Source organism: Brevundimonas intermedia (assembly GCF_027922165.1).
GTDB lineage: Bacteria > Pseudomonadota > Alphaproteobacteria > Caulobacterales > Caulobacteraceae > Brevundimonas > Brevundimonas intermedia.
On the sequence record NZ_BSFD01000001.1, the window covers coordinates 242228 to 260502 of the forward strand.

Consider the following 18275-nt stretch of genomic DNA (forward strand, 5'->3'; position numbering starts at 1 on the left):
CAATCTCCCTGTCGGAGGTAAATCCCAGTCGTGCGGACATAGGCCGATGGGGAGTCGGCCTTGTCAACGCGTGGTGACTTAATGCGAGGCATCGTGACGCTTGTCAACAGGCGTTGACAAAGCCATATGTGTTCTACGGTTATTGTTCTGTGGAGTTTTGTCCCCTTGTTATGTCCCGGCCCCCGCCCGAGGAACGCCGCCGCCACGCGCACGGCCATCCTTGACGCAGCACGCGAAAGATTCGCGGCCGAGAGCTATGATGACGTGGGCATGCGCGACATCGCGCGGGACGTGGGGGTCGATGCGGCCCTGATCAGCCGCTATTTCGGCTCGAAGGACGACCTGTTCGTGGCCGCCCTAGACAGCTGCGGCGACGGCAGCGCCCTGATGTCGGGCGAGAAGGCCGACTTCGGCCGGCGCGTGGCGCACGAGATCGTGTTCGAACCCAAGAAGGCCGAGAAGCTGAAGGGCATGTCGATCATGCTGCGCTCCATCGGTTCGGCCAAGGCGGCGGAAATGGTGCAGTCCAGTTGCACCCAGCGCTTCTTCGGTCCTTTGGAAGACTGGCTCAGCGGCCCGGACGCCACGGTGCGCGCGCGGCTGCTGGCGGGCTTCATCATGGGCATGTCGGTCAGCCGCGAACTGGGCGGCGGCACATTCAATATCGAGCCGGCCGAGTGCGAAAAGATGCGCGACCGGCTGGCGCCGATCCTTCAGTCCCTGATCGACGGCTGAGAAGCCAACGGAATTAGAAAGGGCGCGGAGGTCTCCCTCCGCGCCCCTTGTCTTGTCCGACGACCCGACTTTAGTGCGAGGCGGTCGTGGTCACTTCCGCCTTGGCCTTGGTCCGAGCGCAGGCGATGGCGAAGACGGTCAGGCCCACATAGCCCGCCATCGGCACCAGGAAGGCCGGCTGAAGCGCGCCGGCGGCGTCGGCGATACGCGCCGCCACCTGCGGCAGCAGGGCGCCGCCGATGATGCCGAACACCAGCAGGCCCGAGGTCGCCGAGGTCGGGGCCGTGGACCGCTCCAGCGTCAGGGTGAAGATGGTCGGGAACATGATCGAGTTGAACAGCCCGATAGACAGGACCGCATAGGCCGCCGTCGGTCCGCCGATCTGGCTGACCAGCAAGCAGATCGATGCGGCGGCGACCGTGCAAACGGCGAGGACCACGCCAGGCGATACGCGCGACAGCACCAGCGAACCGATGAACCGGCCGACCATGGCGCCGCCCCAGTAGAGGGCGACCATCTTGCCCGCCGTCTCGATCGGGGCGTTCAGGATGTCGGGGCTTTCGAGGAAGTTAGTCAGCATGCCGCCGATGGCCACTTCCGAACCGACATAGAGGAAGATGGCCAGGGCGCCGAAGACGGCCCAAGGCGAGGACAGGGCCTTCAGCGGCGAGACCGCCTCGGTCGCGGCCGGAGCCGCCGCATTGATCTTCTTGCGCGCGGTGAAGATGAAGAAGGCGACGACGGCGAAGAAGGCGCCCATGCTCAGGAAGGCCATGTCGATGCTGCGCAGCGACTGGGTCCGGGTCGCGACCGTGACCACGGCGCCGGCGGCGAAAACGCCGCCCGTCAGCAGGACGTGCGAGCCCAGCCATGGACCGACCGTGGTGCCCAGGGAGTTGAAGGCCTGGGACAGGTTCAGACGGCTGGACGCGCCCTTGCGGCTGCCCAGTTCGGCGACGAGCGGATTGGCCGCGACCTGCAGCAGGGTGACGCCCGAGGCGATCACGAACAGGGCGATCAGCACGCCCGGATACCAGTCGGCGGCCGTGGCGGCCGGCACGATCAGACAGCCCGCCACCATGACGACCAACGCGCCGATGATCGACCGGCTATAGCCCAGCCGGCCCAGCACCGCCGCCGCCGGCAGGGACATCAGCCCATAGGCGATGAACCAGGCGAAGGTCGTCAGGAAGGCTTCGGCGTTGTTCAGATCGAACACCCGCTTCACCGCGGCGATCAGCGGATCGATCAGCGAGGTGGCGAACCCCCAGGCAAAGAAGAGCGTGGTGACATAGGCGAAGGCCAGGGTCGTACCCTGGCGCTTTGGAGCCTCTGGAGCGGACATGAATTCCCCCTGCGGAAAAGAACTATGGACGGCCGCGCTTTGCCCGCGCGGTTCTGGTCGCCTTGGTTCGGGCATCGCGGACGCGCCGTCCAGCGGAAAAACACCGGCTGTAACCAAACTTTGGCCAAGCGGATGGCCTTGGGAGCAGTCGCTTCGGCGCAAAAGAGAAGGCCAAAAAGAAAGGGCCGCCCCGTTTCCGGGGCGGCCCAAGTTTGCTCAGGGGAGAAATCAGAAGCGGTAGTTCATGCCCACCGCGAAGGTCCGGCCGTAGCTCTGATAATCGATGGTCCGGCGTTCATCGCCGTTTTCGAAGGTCTTGAACGGTTCGTCGGTCAGGTTGTTGACCTGGGCCAGGATCGAGAGGCCTTCCAGCGGGCCGGACTGGAACTCGTAGCCGACCTGGGCGTCGACGACGGTTTCCTCGGCCACCGAGCGCAGGGTGCGGCCGTTGCCGAAGCCGGCGACCTCGCCCAGGAAGTCCGAACGGTAACGACCCGAGACGCGGGCCTGGAAGCCGTAACGTTCGTAGTAGAGCGTGCCGTTCATGACCGTTTCCGACAGGCCCGGCAGGGTGGTGGGCGGGTTGGCGGGATCCGGCTGGACCTCGCTGTCCGTCTGCGAGGCGCTGAACATGCCGCCAAAGCCTTCCAGCGCGGGGTGGAAGAGGTCAAACGGCGCGGAGACCGAGAATTCCAGGCCCTTGATCCAGCCGCCGTCGCCGTTTTCAGGCGTCGTGAGAACACCCTCATTGATCACGGGCGTGACGCCGCCGGTCGGATAACCGGTGAAATCGAACAGCACGCTACGCGTGTAGACGTAGCTTTCCAGGTTTTTGTAGAAGGCCGCCAGCGAGACATAGCCCTTGCGGTTGGCGAAGTATTTCTCGAACGAGATGTCGACCACATCGGCGATGAAGGGCTTCAGCTCGGGATTTCCGCCGCCGCCCCCCCACGGCGAGTTCTGGGTCGGCGTGGCGTTTGCGTTGTTGTTGCCCGCGTTAAACGAGAAATTCCGCGAGGCGCGCATGTCGTCCATCCGCGGGCGGGCCAGGGTGCGGGCGACGGCGAAGCGGGCGAACATGTCGTCGCCGACTTCCAGGATGAAGTTCGAGCTGGGCAGGATTTCCAGATATTCCGCGCCGCCGGTGAGCTCCGCGACGGCGGCCACGCCCTGGCTGATCTGCTGGGCCTCGAAGCCTTGCCCCTGCTGATCGGTGTAGACGAACTGCATGCCGACATTGCCAGTCAGCGGCCGGCCGAACAGAGAGTGGTCGATGTTGGCGCGGATATAGGCGGTCGAGACCTTTTCCGTCACTTCCCAGTTGCCGGCGGCGACGTCGGCGTTGGGGTTGCGGACCAGGTCAAGCAGGCCGCTGTTGACTAGGCCCAGGGCGTCATAGCTGAGCACCTGGGAGATGCCGAGATAGCCCAGATCGGTCGGGTCCAGCAGATATTCCGACGGCACGAACAGGTCGCCGCCGCCGGGGACGCCGATGTAGTACTGGTCGTTGACGAAGGTCTTGTTGCGCTCCGAATAGTTCAGGCCGAAGTCGATCGACTTGAACGGGCTCTGGTGCAGCTGACGGTTCGCGGTGAGGCGGACGGCCTTGATCTCGTCCTCGATGGACGGGGTGTTCATATAGCCGACCTGGCCGCCCGGAATGACGTCCGAGCCCCAGCCCTGGGCCGAGGTGATGCGGATCAGGGTCGGGTCGGCGTAGTCGAGCTGGCTGGTGAAGCGGGTGACGCCGTCATCGGTCAGTTCGAAGCCGAGGGTGTCCAGCGCGCCGTTGATGTTGCGCCCGGTGCCGGCGTTGGTCTCGAGGATGATGTCGTTCCGCTCGACCTTCGAATAGTTGACGTCCAGGACCAGGGTCCAGTCGTCGTTGGCGACGAACTCGGTGTTCCAGCCCAAGGCCGTGATGTTGCTGTCGCGCTTGTTCAGATCGTTGCGGACGACGCCCTTGATGTTGTCCCAGGTGCCGGCGACGATCAGACCGTCCTCGACCGTGTAGCCCGAGCGGAGCGATGGGGCTGGGCGGCAGAGCGACGAAGCCACGTTCACGGTGCAGTCCCCAGCCGAACCGCCCCAGGCCAGCGGGAATTCGATGCCGCGCAGGACCTGGGTGTTCTTGAACTCGGAATAGAAGGCGTCGATCGTCGAATGGATGCGATCGTTCGGGCGCCATTCCAGCACGCCCATATAGCCGTCGCGCTCCAGCTCCGACGACATGACATAGGGTTTGACGCCGCCGGTCAGCAGATTGCCGTCGCTGTATGTCGGGTAGCCCCAGGCGTTGAACCGCTCGGACTGGTAGGGCGAGCTCATGTGGGCGTAGCCCAGGGCGACGCCCAGCGTCCCATCCATGAACTGGTCGATGTAGGAAATCGTGTAGCGGTCGCCGCTGTCTGTCGTGCCCGAGTTCAGGGCGCCGATGTCGTTCCACTCATGACGATAGTTCACGGCGATGGCTTGGCGGCCATAGGCCAGGGGCCGAACGGTGCGCAGATCGACGGTGCCGGCCAAGCCCTGGCCGATCAGGGCAGAGTCCGGGGTCTTGTAGACGACGACGCTGCCCAGCAGTTCCGACGGGAATTGGTCGAACTCGACGCCGCGGTTGTCGCCGGTGGTGACCAGTTCGCGGCCGTTCAGCAGGGCGGTGGTGAAGTCGGGCCCGAGGCCGCGGATGGAGATCTGTTGGCTGCGGCCGTCCAGGCGCTGCATGGTCACGCCCGGCAGGCGGGCCAGGGATTCGGCGATGGAGACGTCCGGCAGCTTGCCGATGTCTTCGGCGGAGATGACTTCGACGATCGAGGTGTTGTTGGCCTTGGCCGAGATCGAGGCCTCGATCGAGCGGCGGATGCCGGTGACGACGATTTCGTCGACCTCTGCGGCCTGGTCGTCGGCCTGAGCGGCGGTTTGGGCGTGAACGCTGCTGACGGACATCAGCATGGCGGCGCCGAATGCGGCGCCCGACATCAGGCGCACGCGCCGGTTAAGACGTTGAGACATGGTCATCCTCCCTGAGGCTGTCGCGATTCTGAATGTCGCAACCGAAGCCTTCGCAAAAATATGCAAACATTTGTCATTCTTGCAAGCAGTTAATCTCTGCGGCTCATTTTCGCCGCGCGCCAAGCTATGCAATTGCCCCTATGCAGCCGCTTTTGCACCACTCCATGCTGTGTAAATGCTGCGCCGCAGCAATCTAATGCGCGTTGACACATCGCGCCGGGACTGCAAAATCTTGCAAATCGATCTGGAAGGCTTTGCACTTTCCGGACGGGGAGGACGACAGGATGACGCTTGCTCGACAGTGGAAGACGCCGAAGCGCGCCGTGATGATGGTCTCCGCCCTGTTGGCCGCCACATCTCCCCTGCCCGTCCTGGCCCAGGCGGCTGCGCCGGACGCCCTGACCGCGCTGCGTCAGCGCCCACCCCAGGACGAGGTGATCTATTTCCTGCTGCCTGACCGTTTCGCCAACGGCGATCCGTCGAACGACCACGGCGGCTATGCGCCCGAGCGACTGAAGAGCGGCTTCGACCCGGCCGACACCGATTTCTATCACGGCGGCGATCTGGCCGGTGTGACCGAGCGGCTGGACTATATCCAGGGCCTGGGCGCGACGGCGGTGTGGCTGGCGCCCATCTTCAAGAACAAGCCGGTCCAGACGCACGGCAATTACACGGGCGCGGCCCACCACGGCTATTGGATCACCGACTTCACGACCGTCGATCCGCATTTCGGCGACGAGGCGGCGATGCGCGCCCTGGTCGATGCGGCCCATGCGCGGGGCATGAAGGTCTATCTGGACATCGTCGCCAACCACACGGCCGACGTGATCCGCTATCGCGAGTGCCCGGACCGGCCCTGCGAATACCGCAGCCGGGCCGACTATCCCTACACCCGCCGTGGCGGGCTGGGCGGGGCGGCGATCAACGCGGGTTTCGACGGGCGGGACTTCTCGCGCCTGACCCGGCCCGACTACGCCTATACGCCCTATGTTGCGGCGGGCGAGGAGAAGGCCAAGGTTCCGGCCTGGCTGAACGACCCGATCCACTATCATAACCGGGGCGACAGCACCTTCGCCGGCGAAAGCTCGCTGGACGGAGACTTCGCCGGCCTGGACGATCTGCTGACCGAGGATCCGGTCGTGATCCAGGGCATGATCGACATCTTCGGCGGCTGGATCGACAAATACGGGATCGACGGCTACCGCATCGACACCGCCCGCCACGTGAACCCCGAATTCTGGCAGGCCTTCATCCCCGCCATGCTGGATCGGGCGCGGGCCAAGGGGATCCCGAACTTCCACATCTTCGGCGAGGTCTATGACCATGACCCGGCGGTCACGGCGCGGTTCACGCGGGTGGACGCCTATCCGGCCGTCCTGGACTTCCCCTTCCAGAAGACGGCGGTCGAGGCGGCTTCGGGCAAGACAGGAACCGACGCCCTGGCCAAGCTGTTCGCCGCCGACGCCGTCTACGCCAAGGGGGCGGACACGGCCGCCATCCTGCCGACCTTCCTGGGCAATCACGACATGGGCCGGGTCGGCTTCTTTGTGAAACAGGCCAATCCGGACGCCGACGACGCCGAGATCCTGGCCCGGGTGAAACTCGCCCACGCTCTGATGATGTTCAGCCGCGGCGTGCCGACCCTCTATTACGGCGACGAACAGGGCTTCGCCGGGGCCGGCGGCTATGGGAACTCACGCCAGGACATGTTCGCCAGCCAGACGGCCGTCTATGCGGCGGAGCAGCCCATCGGCGGACGCCAGCCGGCCTATTCGACCGAAGCGCCCCTCTATACGGCCATCGCCGAAATGGCGCGGATCCGCGCTGCGGAACCGGCGCTGCGCCACGGCCGTCAGTTCGTCCGCGCCGCCGACGACGCGCCAGGCCTGTTCGCCCTGTCCCGCCTCGACGAGACCGGCGGAGAGACCCTGGTCCTGTTCAACACCTCGACCACCGCCGTCACCGCACAGGTTGAGGTGGAGCCCGCATCGCTGCGGTGGCAAGCTGTTCGCGGCGACTGTGCGGCCGAGGCCTCGGCGCCGGCCAGCTACGCCGTCCGCATCGCCCCTCTCGACTATCTGATCTGCAAGAGCACGCCCAAGTGAACGCCCACACCCTCGACCTCGCGACCGCCGCCCAGCCGGCGACCGCCCACACTGAATGGTGGCGGGGTGCGGTGCTGTACCAGATTTATCCGCGCAGTTTCGCCGACGCGAACAACGACGGCGTCGGCGACCTGAAGGGGATCACCGAGCATCTGGACCATATCGCCTCGCTGGGCGTGGACGGGATCTGGCTGTCGCCCTTCTTCACCTCGCCGATGAAGGATTTCGGCTATGACGTCGCGGACTATTGCGACGTCGATCCGATCTTCGGGACCCTGGCCGATTTCGACGCCCTGGTGGCGCGGGCCCATGCGCTGGGCCTGAAGGTGGTGATCGACCAGGTCTTCTCGCACACCTCGGACGAACACCCCTGGTTCCTGGACAGCCGCGCGTCGCGCAGCGGGCCGCACGCCGACTGGTACGTCTGGGCCGACGCCAAGCCGGACGGCTCGCCGCCGTCGAACTGGCAGTCGGTGTTCGGCGGCCCGGCCTGGACCTGGAACGCCCGGCGCGGCCAGTACTATATGCACAACTTCCTGGCCTCTCAGCCGCAGTTGAACGTGCGCAATCCGGCGGTTCAGGACGCCCTGATCGAGGCCGCGCGCTTCTGGCTGGACCGGGGGGTGGACGGCTTCCGGCTGGACGCCATCAACTTCTCTATCCACGACCTGAAGCTGACCGATAATCCGCCGATCAACGACGGCAAGAAGCGCACCCGTCCGTTCGACTTCCAGGACAAGATCAACAATCAGAGCCAGCCCGAGATCATCGGCTTCCTGAACCGGATCCGCGCCCTGACCGACAGCTACGAGGGCCGGTTCACCGTCGCCGAGGTGGGCGGCGACCATGCCGACCGCGAGATGAAGGAATATACGGCCGGCGACGACCGCCTGCACTCGGCCTACGGCTTCCTCTATCTCTACGCCGATGCGCTGAAGGGCGAACTGGTCGCGCAGGGCGAGACCATGTGGCCGGACCAGCAGGGCGAGGGCTGGCCGTCTTGGACCTTCTCGAACCACGACGCGCCGCGCGCCGTGTCGCGCTGGGCCCAGGGCCGGGATCGCAAGGCCTTCGCCGAGATGGCCCTGTTGCTGCTGGTGTGCCTGCGCGGGAACGTCTTCGTCTATCAGGGCGAGGAACTGGGCCTGCCTCAGGCCGAGGTGCCGTTCGAGCGGCTGGTCGACCCCGAAGCCATCGCCAACTGGCCCGAGACCCTGGGCCGCGACGGCGCCCGCACCCCCATGCCCTGGCATGCGGACCAGACCAACGCCGGCTTCTCCACCGTCGAGCCCTGGCTGCCGGTCGACGCCCGCCACCTGCCGCTGGCGGTGGACGCGCAGGAAGCCGATCCGGCCTCGACGCTGCAGGTCGCCCGCGCGGTCATCCGCCTGCGTCATCAGCATCCGGCCCTACGCTATGGCGGCATGGAGCTGATCGAGACGTCGGGCCTGCTGGTGTTCGAACGCCAGGAGCGCGGCGGCTCGCACGAACGGCTGCTGTGCGTGTTCAACCTGGGCCACGACACAGTACGCTGGAGCCCGCCGGCCGGGGCGACGCAGATCGAGGCGATCAACTTCGCCGGCGGCGACGCCCTGCCCCCGCTCGCCGGACGGGTCTTCAGACTGGCATGAGCCGGTTAGCCGCCACAGGTCTCGCGCACGATCAGGTCGGTGGGAACGCGTTCCGACCGACCGGCGGTCGCGCCCCCGTGGTCCAGCAGTTTGGACACCATCAGTCGGCCGGCCTTCATCGTGTCCTGGGCGATGGTGGACAGGGCCGGGCGCGAGTAGCGGCTGAAGGGCACATTGTCGAAGCCGATCACCGAGACGTCGCCGGGCACGGTCAGGCCGGCGTGTTCCAGCGCCCGCACGGCGCCCAGGGCGATCTGGTCGGACGCCGCCACCACGCCGTCGAACTTCACGCCCCGACGCACCAGGGCGTCCACGGCCGCCTCGGCGGACTCGACCTCGAAATGGGCGGGGACGATCAGTTCTGCGTCCACCGACAGACCCGCCGTCTCCAGCGCCTCCAGATAGCCCCGGTGCCTCTGCATCGCCTCCGGCGGATCGAGGTCGCCCAGAAAGACGATCCGCGTGCGCCCCAGACGCGCCAGATGCGAGGTCGCACGCCGACCGCCCGAGAAATTGTCGGACCCGATGGAGCAGTAGTCCTGTTCCGGCAGGTCGGCGCCCCAGACCACGAACCGGTAGTCGCCGGCCGCCAGCCGGTTGAAGGCGGCGTGCAGGCTGGACTGACCCAGGAAGATCACCCCGTCGGCGCGACTCGTGTTCATCGCCGCCGCCAGCTCGTCATAGGTGGCGGGCGAGATATGGCTCATCAGCAGGTCGCAGCCGCGTTCGCGCGCCGCCTCGCCCACCCCGGCCAGCAGCTCCAGGAAGAAGGGGTCGGAGATCCGGCCTTCCCGCCCCTGAGGGCGAGGCGTCACCAGGGCGATCGTGCCCTGGGCCCCGATCGGGCCGGCGGGCATGTAGCGGCGAAACGGATAGTCGTGCTCCTTCGCCAGCTTCCAGATCAGTTGTTTGGTGCGGTCGTTGACGGCGGGGCTGTCGTTCAGCGCGCGCGAGGTGGTGGCGACCGACACGCCGGCCAGGCGCGCGATATCTTCAAGTCGAGTGGTCTTGCGGCTCAAGGTCGCGGGTCCCCAGCACAGTCTGTTCTGACTGCAAATTTTTCTGCAAACATTTCAGCCACCGTTCGCGGCGGTTGGCAAGAGGCGGCGTAACGGAGTTCCCATGATGCAGCGCAGATCCTTCCTGGCCCTTGGCGGCGCCTCGATCCTGGCCTTTGGAGCGACGGGCGTTCGCGCCCAGACCACGCCGACCCATGCCCGCGCCAGCTCGCCCGGCGGCGTCCTGACGGTCGAGGCCTTCACCGACAACGACGGCCGGCCGATGTACGCCGTCCTGCGTCAGGGCCGGATGGTCGTCGCCCCGTCGAAGCTGGGCTTCCTGCTGACCGACGCCCCGGCGCTGGAGCGCGGTCTGGCCCTGACCGCCGGCCAGCCCGTGACGGTGGACGACACCTGGGAGCAGCCGTGGGGCGAGCGCCGGTTTATCCGCAACCACTACAACGAATGGCGGGTCAGCTACGCCGAGACCGCCGGCCTGCAACGCCGCGTTGATGTGGTGTTCCGCCTGTATGACGACGGCCTAGGCTTCCGCTACGAGTTCCCGGACCAGGCCGCGCTGAAGACGGTTCGCATCGGTTCGGAGATCACCGAGTTCAACCTGGCCGAGGACGGCGAGGCCCTCTGGTGCCCGGCCTGGGAATGGAACCGCGAGGAATACCTCTACAGCCGCACGCCGATCAGCGCGGTCGGCAGCGCCCAGACGCCGATGACGGTCAAGGGCCAGTCGGGCCTGCACGTCTCGATCCACGAGGCCGCCTGTATCGACTACGCCGGGATGAACCTGCGCCGGTCGGAGGAGACGAAGTTCCGGGCCCAGCTGACGCCGGGCCTGACCAACGCCGCCGTGGTGCGCCAGGCGCCGTTTAACACCCCGTGGCGGACGTTGCAGGTGTCGGACAACGCCGCAGGCCTGATCGAGTCCAGCCTGATCCTGAACCTGAACGAGCCGAACAAACTGGGCGACGTGTCGTGGTTCAAGCCGATGAAATACGTCGGCGTGTGGTGGGAGATGCACCTGGAGCTGAAGAGCTGGAACTCCGGCCCCAAACACGGCGCCACCACCGAGAACACGATCAAACACATCGACTTCGCCGCCAAGCACGGCTTCGGCGGGGTTCTGGTCGAAGGCTGGAACAAGGGTTGGGACGGCCAGTGGTTCGCCAATGGTTCGGACTTCAGCTTCACCGAGGCCTATCCGGACTTCGACCTGGAACGGGTCACGAGCTACGCCGCCTCCAAGGGCGTGCAACTGATCGGCCACCACGAGACCGGCGGCAACGCGTTCCACTACGAGCAGCAGCTCGAGGCGGCGATGGCGCTGTACGGCCGCCTGGGCGTCCATTCGGTCAAGACCGGCTATGTGGCGGACGCGCAAGGCGCCCGCGTCGCCGGGCCGGACGGCCAGATGGTCATGGCGTGGCACGAGAGCCAAGCCATGGCCCAGCACCATATGAAGGTCGTCGAGGCCGGCGCCCGGCACAAGGTGGCGATCAACGCCCACGAGCCGTTCAAGGACACCGGCCTGCGCCGCACCTATCCGAACATCATCAGCCGCGAGGGTCAGCGCGGCATGGAATATTCGGCCTGGGGCAATCCCGGCAATCCGCCCGAGCACGAGCCGAACCTGGTCTTCACCCGCCTGCTGGCCGGACCGATGGACTATACGCCCGGCATCTTCGGCATGGAGACGCGCAGCCCCGGCGGCGTGCAGACGACCTGGGCCAAGCAGTTGGCCCTCTATGTCGTCATCTACAGCCCCATCCAGATGGCGGCCGACCTGCTGGTCAATTACGAGGCCAATCCGGCGCCCTTCCAGTTCATCAAGGACGTGCCCTGCGACTGGGCCGAGACCCGGGTGCTGGCGGCCGAGATCGGCGATTACGTCGCCATTGCACGCAAGGACCGGGCGTCGGACGTCTGGGCCCTGGGCGCCATCACCGACGAGCATCCGCGTGTCCTGACCGCGCCCCTCGACTTCCTGGACGACGGGCGGCGCTATCATGCGGAGATCTACCGCGACGGCCCCGACGCCGACTATCGCGGCAAGCGCGAGGACATCGTCATCGAGCAGCGCGAGGTGACTTCGGCGGACGTCCTGACCCTGGCCCTGGCGCCCGGCGGCGGCCAGGCGATCCGCTTCGTGCCGGTCGGCAGGGCGCGCCGCAGATGAGCCTGCTCGCCCACCGCCCGCGCCTGTCCGGCCTGGCGATCTGGAACATGTGCGTCGGCTTCTTCGGCATCCAGATCGGCTTCGGCCTGCAGAACGCCAACACCAGCCGGATCTTCCAGACCCTGGGCGCCGAGGTGGATTCGCTGGCGATCCTCTGGATCGCCGCGCCGCTGACAGGCCTCCTGGTTCAGCCGATCATCGGCCATTTCAGCGACCGGACCTGGACCCGGTTCGGGCGTCGGCGTCCCTATTTCCTGGTCGGCGCCATCGCCACCACCCTGGCCCTGATCGCCATGCCCAACAGCCCCGGCCTGTGGTTCGCCGCAGCCATGCTTTGGATCATGGACGCCTCGATCAATATTACCATGGAGCCGTTCCGCGCCTTCGTCGGCGACAATCTGCCGGAAGAACAGCGCACCGCCGGCTATGCGATGCAGAGCTTCTTCATCGGGGCGGGCGCCGTCTTCGCCTCGGTCCTGCCGTGGCTGCTGTCCAACGTCTTCGGCGTGGTCTCGACGGCCGAGGCGGGCGTCGTGCCTCTGTCGGTCAAGATCGCCTTCTATGTCGGCGCCGCCGGCCTGTTCTCGGCCGTGCTGTGGACCGTGCTGAGCACCAGGGAATACAGCCCCGAACAGATCGCCGCCTTCGAACGCGGCAAACAGGCGGCCCTGGGCGCGCCGGCTGACGACGGCCCCGAGGCGCCGGCGCGCAGCGTTCAGGGCTGGATGACGTCGGGCCTGGTCTGCGCCGTCTTGGGCGGGCTGGGTTTCGGGCTGATCGGCGCGCTGAACCTGGAAAAGGAGCTGCTGGTCCTGGCCGGTTTCTTCGCCGGTTTTGGGCTGCTGCAGATCGCGGTCGGCATGATGCAGCGCCGCCAGATCGTCAACGCCGCGACCGAGATCCTGAACGACATCTTCCGTATGCCCGAGACCATGCGCGGCCTGGCGGTCGTCCAGTTCTTCAGCTGGTTCGCCCTGTTCGCCATGTGGATCTACACCACCGCCGCCGTGACCCGCGTCCATTACGGCACGACCGACACGACCTCGGCCGCCTATGCCGCCGGGGCCGACTGGGTCGGGGTTCTGTTCGGGGTCTATAACGGCGTGGCGGCCCTGGCGGCCTTCACCCTGCCAGTCCTGGCCAGGCGCATAGGCCGCAAGGCGACCCACGCCCTGATGCTGTTGCTGGGCGCGGCGGGCCTGTTCGGGGTCTTCGTCATCCGCGATCCGGGCCTGCTGTGGCTGCCGATGATCGGCGTCGGCTTCGCCTGGGCCTCGATCGTCTCCATGCCCTACGCCATCCTGTCGGCGGCGGTGCCGGACCGGAAGATGGGCGTCTATATGGGCGTCTTCAACATCTTCATCGTCGTGCCGCAGCTGCTGGCCGCCACCATCCTGGGCCTGATCCTGAAGACCCTGTTCGACGGCCAGGCCATCTGGGCCCTGGTGCTCGGCGCCGTCTCCTTCGTGCTGGCGGCCGCGAGCGCCCTGCTGGTGCGCGAACATTCCCCCTCCCCCACGCCCAACCCGTGAGGCTTCTCCATGCGTAAGTTCAAAACCCTTTGCCTGGCCGGCGCCGCCGGTCTCGCCGTCGCCTCAGCCGCGTCCGCCCAGTCCGTCGCGCCCGGCGCCCCGGGCGATCTGCCGACCTGGTCCAGCGCCGCCAAGACCGGCGCCGGCGCGTCCTACGAAGCCTATGTCGACGGCCAGTATCGCGACGGCGGCCCGACCGGGGCGGTGTCCAAGGTCTGGTTCTCCATCGCCGACGGCGTTCTGACGGAGACCATGTACGGCCTGATCCACGAGGCCCAGATCAAAGCGCTCCGCTTCGCCGTCGTCACACCGGATGGTCTGGCGCTGGAAGGCGACGACACCACGGCCAAGACCGAATACCTGCACGTGGACGCCCAGGAACGCCCGCTGTCCCCCGCCTACAAGATCACCACCCGCGACAAGGCCGGCCGGTTCGAGATCGAGAAGCGGATATTCACCGACCCCGACCGCAACGCCCTTGTGCTGCGCGTTCGGATCACAGCCCTCAGCGGCGAGGCCACGCCCTATCTGCTGCTGGAGCCGCACATCGCCAATACTGGGGTGGATGATCGCGGCGCCGTCACGTCCCAGGGCTTCCACGCCTGGGAAGGGTCGACCCATCTGGTGCTGAAGCCCAGCGAGGCCTTCACTGCGGCCAGCGTCGGCTTCGTCGGCGCGTCGGATGGCCTGACCGACCTGAAGGACGGCAAGCTGGACTGGACCTATGGTTCGACCGGCGAGACGGCGGGCAATACGATGATGACCGGCGCCCTGCCGCGCCTGCGTATGGGCCAGAGCGTTCAGCGCGACTTCGTCATCGGCTTCGGCGACAGCGAGGCGGCGGCCCAGGCGGCGGCGGACGGCGCCTTCGCGACCGGACTGGACGAGGTGCTGGCCCGCTTCAACGGCGAGGGCGAGCGCGCGGGTTGGGAGGACTATGTCGCCTCGCTGAGCGAGCTGCCGCGCATCGCCGAACAGTCGACCGACGGCGGCAAGCTGGCCTATGCCTCGACCCTGATGCTGAAGGTGCAGGAGGACCGCACCCACGCCGGCGCCCTGATCGCCTCGCTGTCCAACCCCTGGGGCGACACGGTGGACGCGTCGAAGTCCTCGACCGGCTACAAGGCGGTCTGGCCGCGCGACTTCTATCAGGTGGCCATGGCCCTGGCGGCCCTGGGCGACAAGGAAACGCCGCTGGCGGCCTTCAACTATCTGCCGCAGGTTCAGGTCGGACCGAACACGCCGGGCAATACGGGCGTCGGCGGCTGGTTCCTGCAGAAGACCCACGTCGATGGCGAACTGGAATGGGTCGCGATCCAGCTGGATCAGACGGCCATGCCGATCATGCTGGGCTACCGCCTGTGGAAGATGGGCTGGCTGTCCGATGCGGAAATGGCCGACCAATATCGGTCCATGCTGAAGCCCGCCGCCGACTTCCTGGTCGATGGCGGCAAGGTCGGGCTGTTGTGGAACGAGGCCGAGATCAAGCCGCCCTTCACCCAGCAGGAACGCTGGGAAGAGCAGCAGGGCTATTCGCCGTCCAGCACCGCCGCCCTGGTCGCCGGTCTGACGGTCGCGGCTGAGATGGCCCGCGCTTCGGGTGATGCGGCGGGTGCGACCCGCTACCAGGCCGCCGCCGACAGCTACGCCTCGAAGATCGAGGACCGGATGTTCACCACCAACGGCGACTTCGGCGACGGCCGCTACTACATCCGCATCACCCAGAACGAGAACCCGAACGACAAGGCCCCGATCGGCGCCGCCAACGGCCAGATCGCCCCGGCCGAGGATCGGGTCGTGGACGGCGGCTTCCTGGAACTGGTCCGGTACGGCGTGCGCAAGGCCGACGATCCGCACATCCTGTCCACCCTGCCGGTCTATGACGATCAGAGCCGGGAGGACCTGTACCGCGTCCGCTACGACTTCGGTCCAGAGGGTGACAAGACGCCGGGCTGGCGCCGTTACGGCGTCGACGGTTATGGCGAGGACCATGTCACGGGCGCCAACTACGGCGTCGGCGGTCGGATGAGCCCTGGCCAGCGCGGCCGGGTCTGGCCCTTCTTCACCGGCGAACGCGGCCATTATGAACTGGCCCGCATCAGTGTGAACGGGACACCATCCGCCGCCGATATCGCCGCCATCCGCCAGACCTATGTGCGCGGCATGGAGCGGTTCGCCAACGACGGCCTGATGCTGGCCGAACAGGTGTGGGACGGCGTCGGCGCGCCCACGGCCCGAGACTACGCCCTGGGTCAGAACACCGACTCAGCCACCCCCCTGGCCTGGACCCATGCCGAATATCTGAAGCTGCTGCGCTCGCTGGCCGACGGCAAGGTCTGGGACCGGTACGACCCGGTCGCAAGCCGCTACGCCCGCTGATACGAAAAAGGCCCCGGAGATCGCTCTCCGGGGCCTCATTCTTAGGTCAGCGACGCGCTGGGATTAGAAGACCAGCTTGACGCCTGCCACGACCCGATCATAGGCGCCGTCGACACCCTTGACGTCGGTATCGTGGTAGCGGACGTCCAGGGCCAGGTTATCGGTCAGGGCGTAGGCGACGCCGGCGTTCCAGGTCGCATAGTCATCGGTGACATCCAGCCACTGCTGGCCGATGGCGCCGGAGATCGTCCACTTGTCAGCCGGGCTGAAGGCGCCGTTGATTTCAGCATAGGTCGCAGCTTCGTCTACGCCGAAGAAGTCGGGCGAGTAATAGACAGCGGCGCCTACCGTGGCGGGTCCGACGGCGCGCGACGTCGCAGCCTTGAACTCCACATAGTTGTAATCGGCTTCATCCGGCGTACCCGCATAGAGGTAGCCGATCACGCCGAAGTCGAGGGCGAAGCCAGAGGCCTCGGTGCGATAGCCGCCATAGATGTCGAACTCGGCATCCGTGTCGTCGCCGAAATCAACGTTGGAGGCCCAGGCGCCGGCGTAGAAGCTTCCGGAGGTCAGATCGACGCCGCCCTGGATGGCGGGATCTTCGGCCGTCTGGCTGAAGCCGCGGAACACGTAGTCGGTGACGACGCCGGCGTTGAAGGCGACGTCGATGTCGCTTTGCGCCGAGGCGGGGGCCGCCAGGCCGATCAGGCCGGTGGCGAGAGCCGCCGCAGCGGCGGAACGGAAGAATCCAAACTTCATAGTCATATCCCCTTGATTATATTTGTTTCTATAGAGCCGAGACAGGCCCGGCAGACGGGACGCGGCCGGCGGAGCCGCGTCCCGATTTCGTCAGTGGTCCAGGGTTTCGCCATGCAGCGAGGTATCCAGACCGGCGGCTTCTTCCGCCTCGCTCACACGCAGGCCCGTAGTGAACTTGCAGATGATGAGGATGACGAAGGTGCCGACCGCGCTGTAAGCGATGGTCCAGGCTAGGCCGAGCGCCTGGGTGCCGATATTGGCCCCCTCCGACAGACTGTTGATCGCGGTGGTCGCGAAGACGCCGGTCAGCAGGGCGCCGATCAGACCGCCGGCGCCGTGGATGCCGAAAGCGTCCAGAGAGTCGTCGTAGCGCAGCAGCTTTTTGATCCAGACCGACGAGATGTAGCAGACCGGTCCGGCGATCAGGCCGATGATGACCGCGCCCTTGGGATCGACGAAGCCGGCGGCCGGAGTAATGGCGACCAGGCCGGCGACCACGCCCGAGAGCATGCCGATCAGCGAGACCTTCTTCTTCTCGATCAGTTCGATGATCTTCCAGGTCAGGGCGGCGGCGGCGGCGGCCAGGACGGTGTTCAGCAGAGCCACGCCCATCAGTTCGTTGGCGGCGCCCGCCGAACCGGCGTTGAAGCCGATCCAGCCGACCAGCAGCAGCGAGGCGCCGATCATGGTCAGGACCGGATTGTGCGCGACGATGGGTTCAGCGCCATAGCCCTTACGGCGACCCAGGAAGATGGCGCAGACCAGACCGGCCACGCCCGAGTTGACGTGAACGACCGCGCCGCCGGCGAAGTCCAGCACGCCGGCCGAGCCAAGGAAGCCGCCACCCCAAACCCAGTGACAGATGGGCGAGTAGATCAGCAACGACCACAGGGCCGTGAACAGCAGAAGACCCGAATATTTCATCCGCTCGGCGAAAGCGCCGGTGACAAGGGCCGGGGTGATGATGGCGAAGGTCATCTGGAAGGCGATGAACAGATATTCGGGAATGCCCGTCAGAAGGCTGTTGGCCGTGCCCAGGGTCACGCCGTTCAGGAACAGCATTTCGATGCTGCCGACATAGGGCTGAAGGGCGGGGTCCGGGTTGGCGCCGAAGGCGATGCTGTAGCCGGCGATGAACCAGACCAGCGAGACGACGGCGAAGACGCCGACAGACTGGGTGATCGTGGCGATGACGTTCTTGCGGCGCACCATGCCGCCGTAGAACAACGCCAGGCCCGGCAGGGTCATCAGCAGGACGAGGGCTGTAGAGGTGCCCAGCCACGCCGTGCCCGCACCGTCCAGCTCGAGCGCCGACTGGTGCGCCAGAAGCGCAGGCGCCGCCTCGGGCGTCTGAGCGAAGGCCCCGCCCGCATAAAATAGCCCGATGGTCAGAAGCAGGAGCGCGACGGCTCCCGGAAGTCGATTCCAGACACGCGACATGAGCAAAAATCCCCCTTAGCAATCTCGCAGATGCGAAGGTTTTACTGCAATCGCATTTGACGCAAGGGGCTTGACCGTAAACGGTGCAACTTTCTTGCAACGGTCATTGAAGAAAAGTTAAGCCCCACATGATCGTTGCGTCATGCGG

At 66.4% G+C, this 18275-nt stretch carries 11 protein-coding genes; 6 read left to right on the forward strand and 5 right to left on the reverse strand.

Annotation, left to right across the window (positions count from 1 at the left end; translation table 11 throughout):
- The first annotated feature begins 126 nt into the window (after positions 1–126).
- Entirely contained in the window at positions 127–735 is a 609-nt protein-coding gene (locus PKE72_RS01145) for a TetR/AcrR family transcriptional regulator (RefSeq protein WP_271163637.1), read from the forward strand.
- 70 nt (positions 736–805) lie between these two features.
- On the opposite strand, the gene PKE72_RS01150 is transcribed toward PKE72_RS01145, so the two are convergent.
- Both PKE72_RS01150 and PKE72_RS01155 read right to left on the reverse strand, forming a co-directional pair.
- On the reverse strand, positions 806–2080 hold the full coding sequence (locus tag PKE72_RS01150; RefSeq protein ID WP_271163638.1) for a sugar MFS transporter: 1275 nt from the start codon (positions 2078–2080) through the stop codon (positions 806–808).
- 228 nt (positions 2081–2308) lie between these two features.
- Positions 2309–5092, reverse strand: coding sequence for a TonB-dependent receptor (locus PKE72_RS01155; protein ID WP_271163639.1), 2784 nt, complete (start codon positions 5090–5092; stop codon positions 2309–2311).
- Between the two features lie 284 nt (positions 5093–5376).
- Between PKE72_RS01155 and PKE72_RS01160 the strand changes: the two genes are divergently transcribed.
- Both PKE72_RS01160 and PKE72_RS01165 read left to right on the forward strand, forming a co-directional pair.
- Positions 5377–7197, forward strand: coding sequence for an alpha-amylase family glycosyl hydrolase (locus PKE72_RS01160; RefSeq protein WP_271163640.1), 1821 nt, complete (start codon positions 5377–5379; stop codon positions 7195–7197).
- Positions 7194–8828, forward strand: a complete 1635-nt coding sequence (locus tag PKE72_RS01165; RefSeq protein WP_271163641.1) for an alpha-glucosidase — start codon at positions 7194–7196, stop codon at positions 8826–8828. The genes PKE72_RS01160 and PKE72_RS01165 overlap by 4 nt, the downstream gene beginning before the upstream one ends.
- A gap of 5 nt (positions 8829–8833) precedes the next feature.
- Here the strand turns inward: PKE72_RS01165 and PKE72_RS01170 are convergent, their stop codons facing one another.
- Positions 8834–9847: a LacI family DNA-binding transcriptional regulator gene (locus PKE72_RS01170; RefSeq protein WP_271163642.1), complete on the reverse strand. Its 1014-nt coding sequence runs from the start codon at positions 9845–9847 to the stop codon at positions 8834–8836.
- A gap of 103 nt (positions 9848–9950) precedes the next feature.
- On the opposite strand from PKE72_RS01170, the gene PKE72_RS01175 reads away from it, so the two are divergent.
- From PKE72_RS01175 to PKE72_RS01185, 3 genes are read left to right on the forward strand one after another with little or no spacing between them, the layout of a single operon-like run.
- Positions 9951–12017, forward strand: a complete 2067-nt coding sequence (locus PKE72_RS01175) for a glycoside hydrolase family 97 protein (protein ID WP_271163643.1) — start codon at positions 9951–9953, stop codon at positions 12015–12017.
- Positions 12014–13549, forward strand: a complete 1536-nt coding sequence (locus tag PKE72_RS01180; RefSeq protein WP_271163644.1) for an MFS transporter — start codon at positions 12014–12016, stop codon at positions 13547–13549. The genes PKE72_RS01175 and PKE72_RS01180 overlap by 4 nt, the downstream gene beginning before the upstream one ends.
- Before the next feature lie 9 nt (positions 13550–13558).
- Complete coding sequence (locus PKE72_RS01185; RefSeq protein ID WP_271163645.1) at positions 13559–15928, forward strand: glucan 1,4-alpha-glucosidase; 2370 nt, start codon at positions 13559–13561, stop codon at positions 15926–15928.
- A 63-nt stretch (positions 15929–15991) separates the two neighbouring features.
- Here PKE72_RS01185 and PKE72_RS01190 read toward each other — a convergent pair whose 3' ends face one another.
- Together PKE72_RS01190 and PKE72_RS01195 are read right to left on the reverse strand one after the other, a co-directional pair.
- Entirely contained in the window at positions 15992–16687 is a 696-nt protein-coding gene (locus PKE72_RS01190) for a TorF family putative porin (RefSeq protein WP_271163646.1), read from the reverse strand.
- A gap of 90 nt (positions 16688–16777) precedes the next feature.
- Positions 16778–18127: an ammonium transporter gene (locus PKE72_RS01195; RefSeq protein WP_271163647.1), complete on the reverse strand. Its 1350-nt coding sequence runs from the start codon at positions 18125–18127 to the stop codon at positions 16778–16780.
- Positions 18128–18275 lie beyond the last annotated feature (148 nt).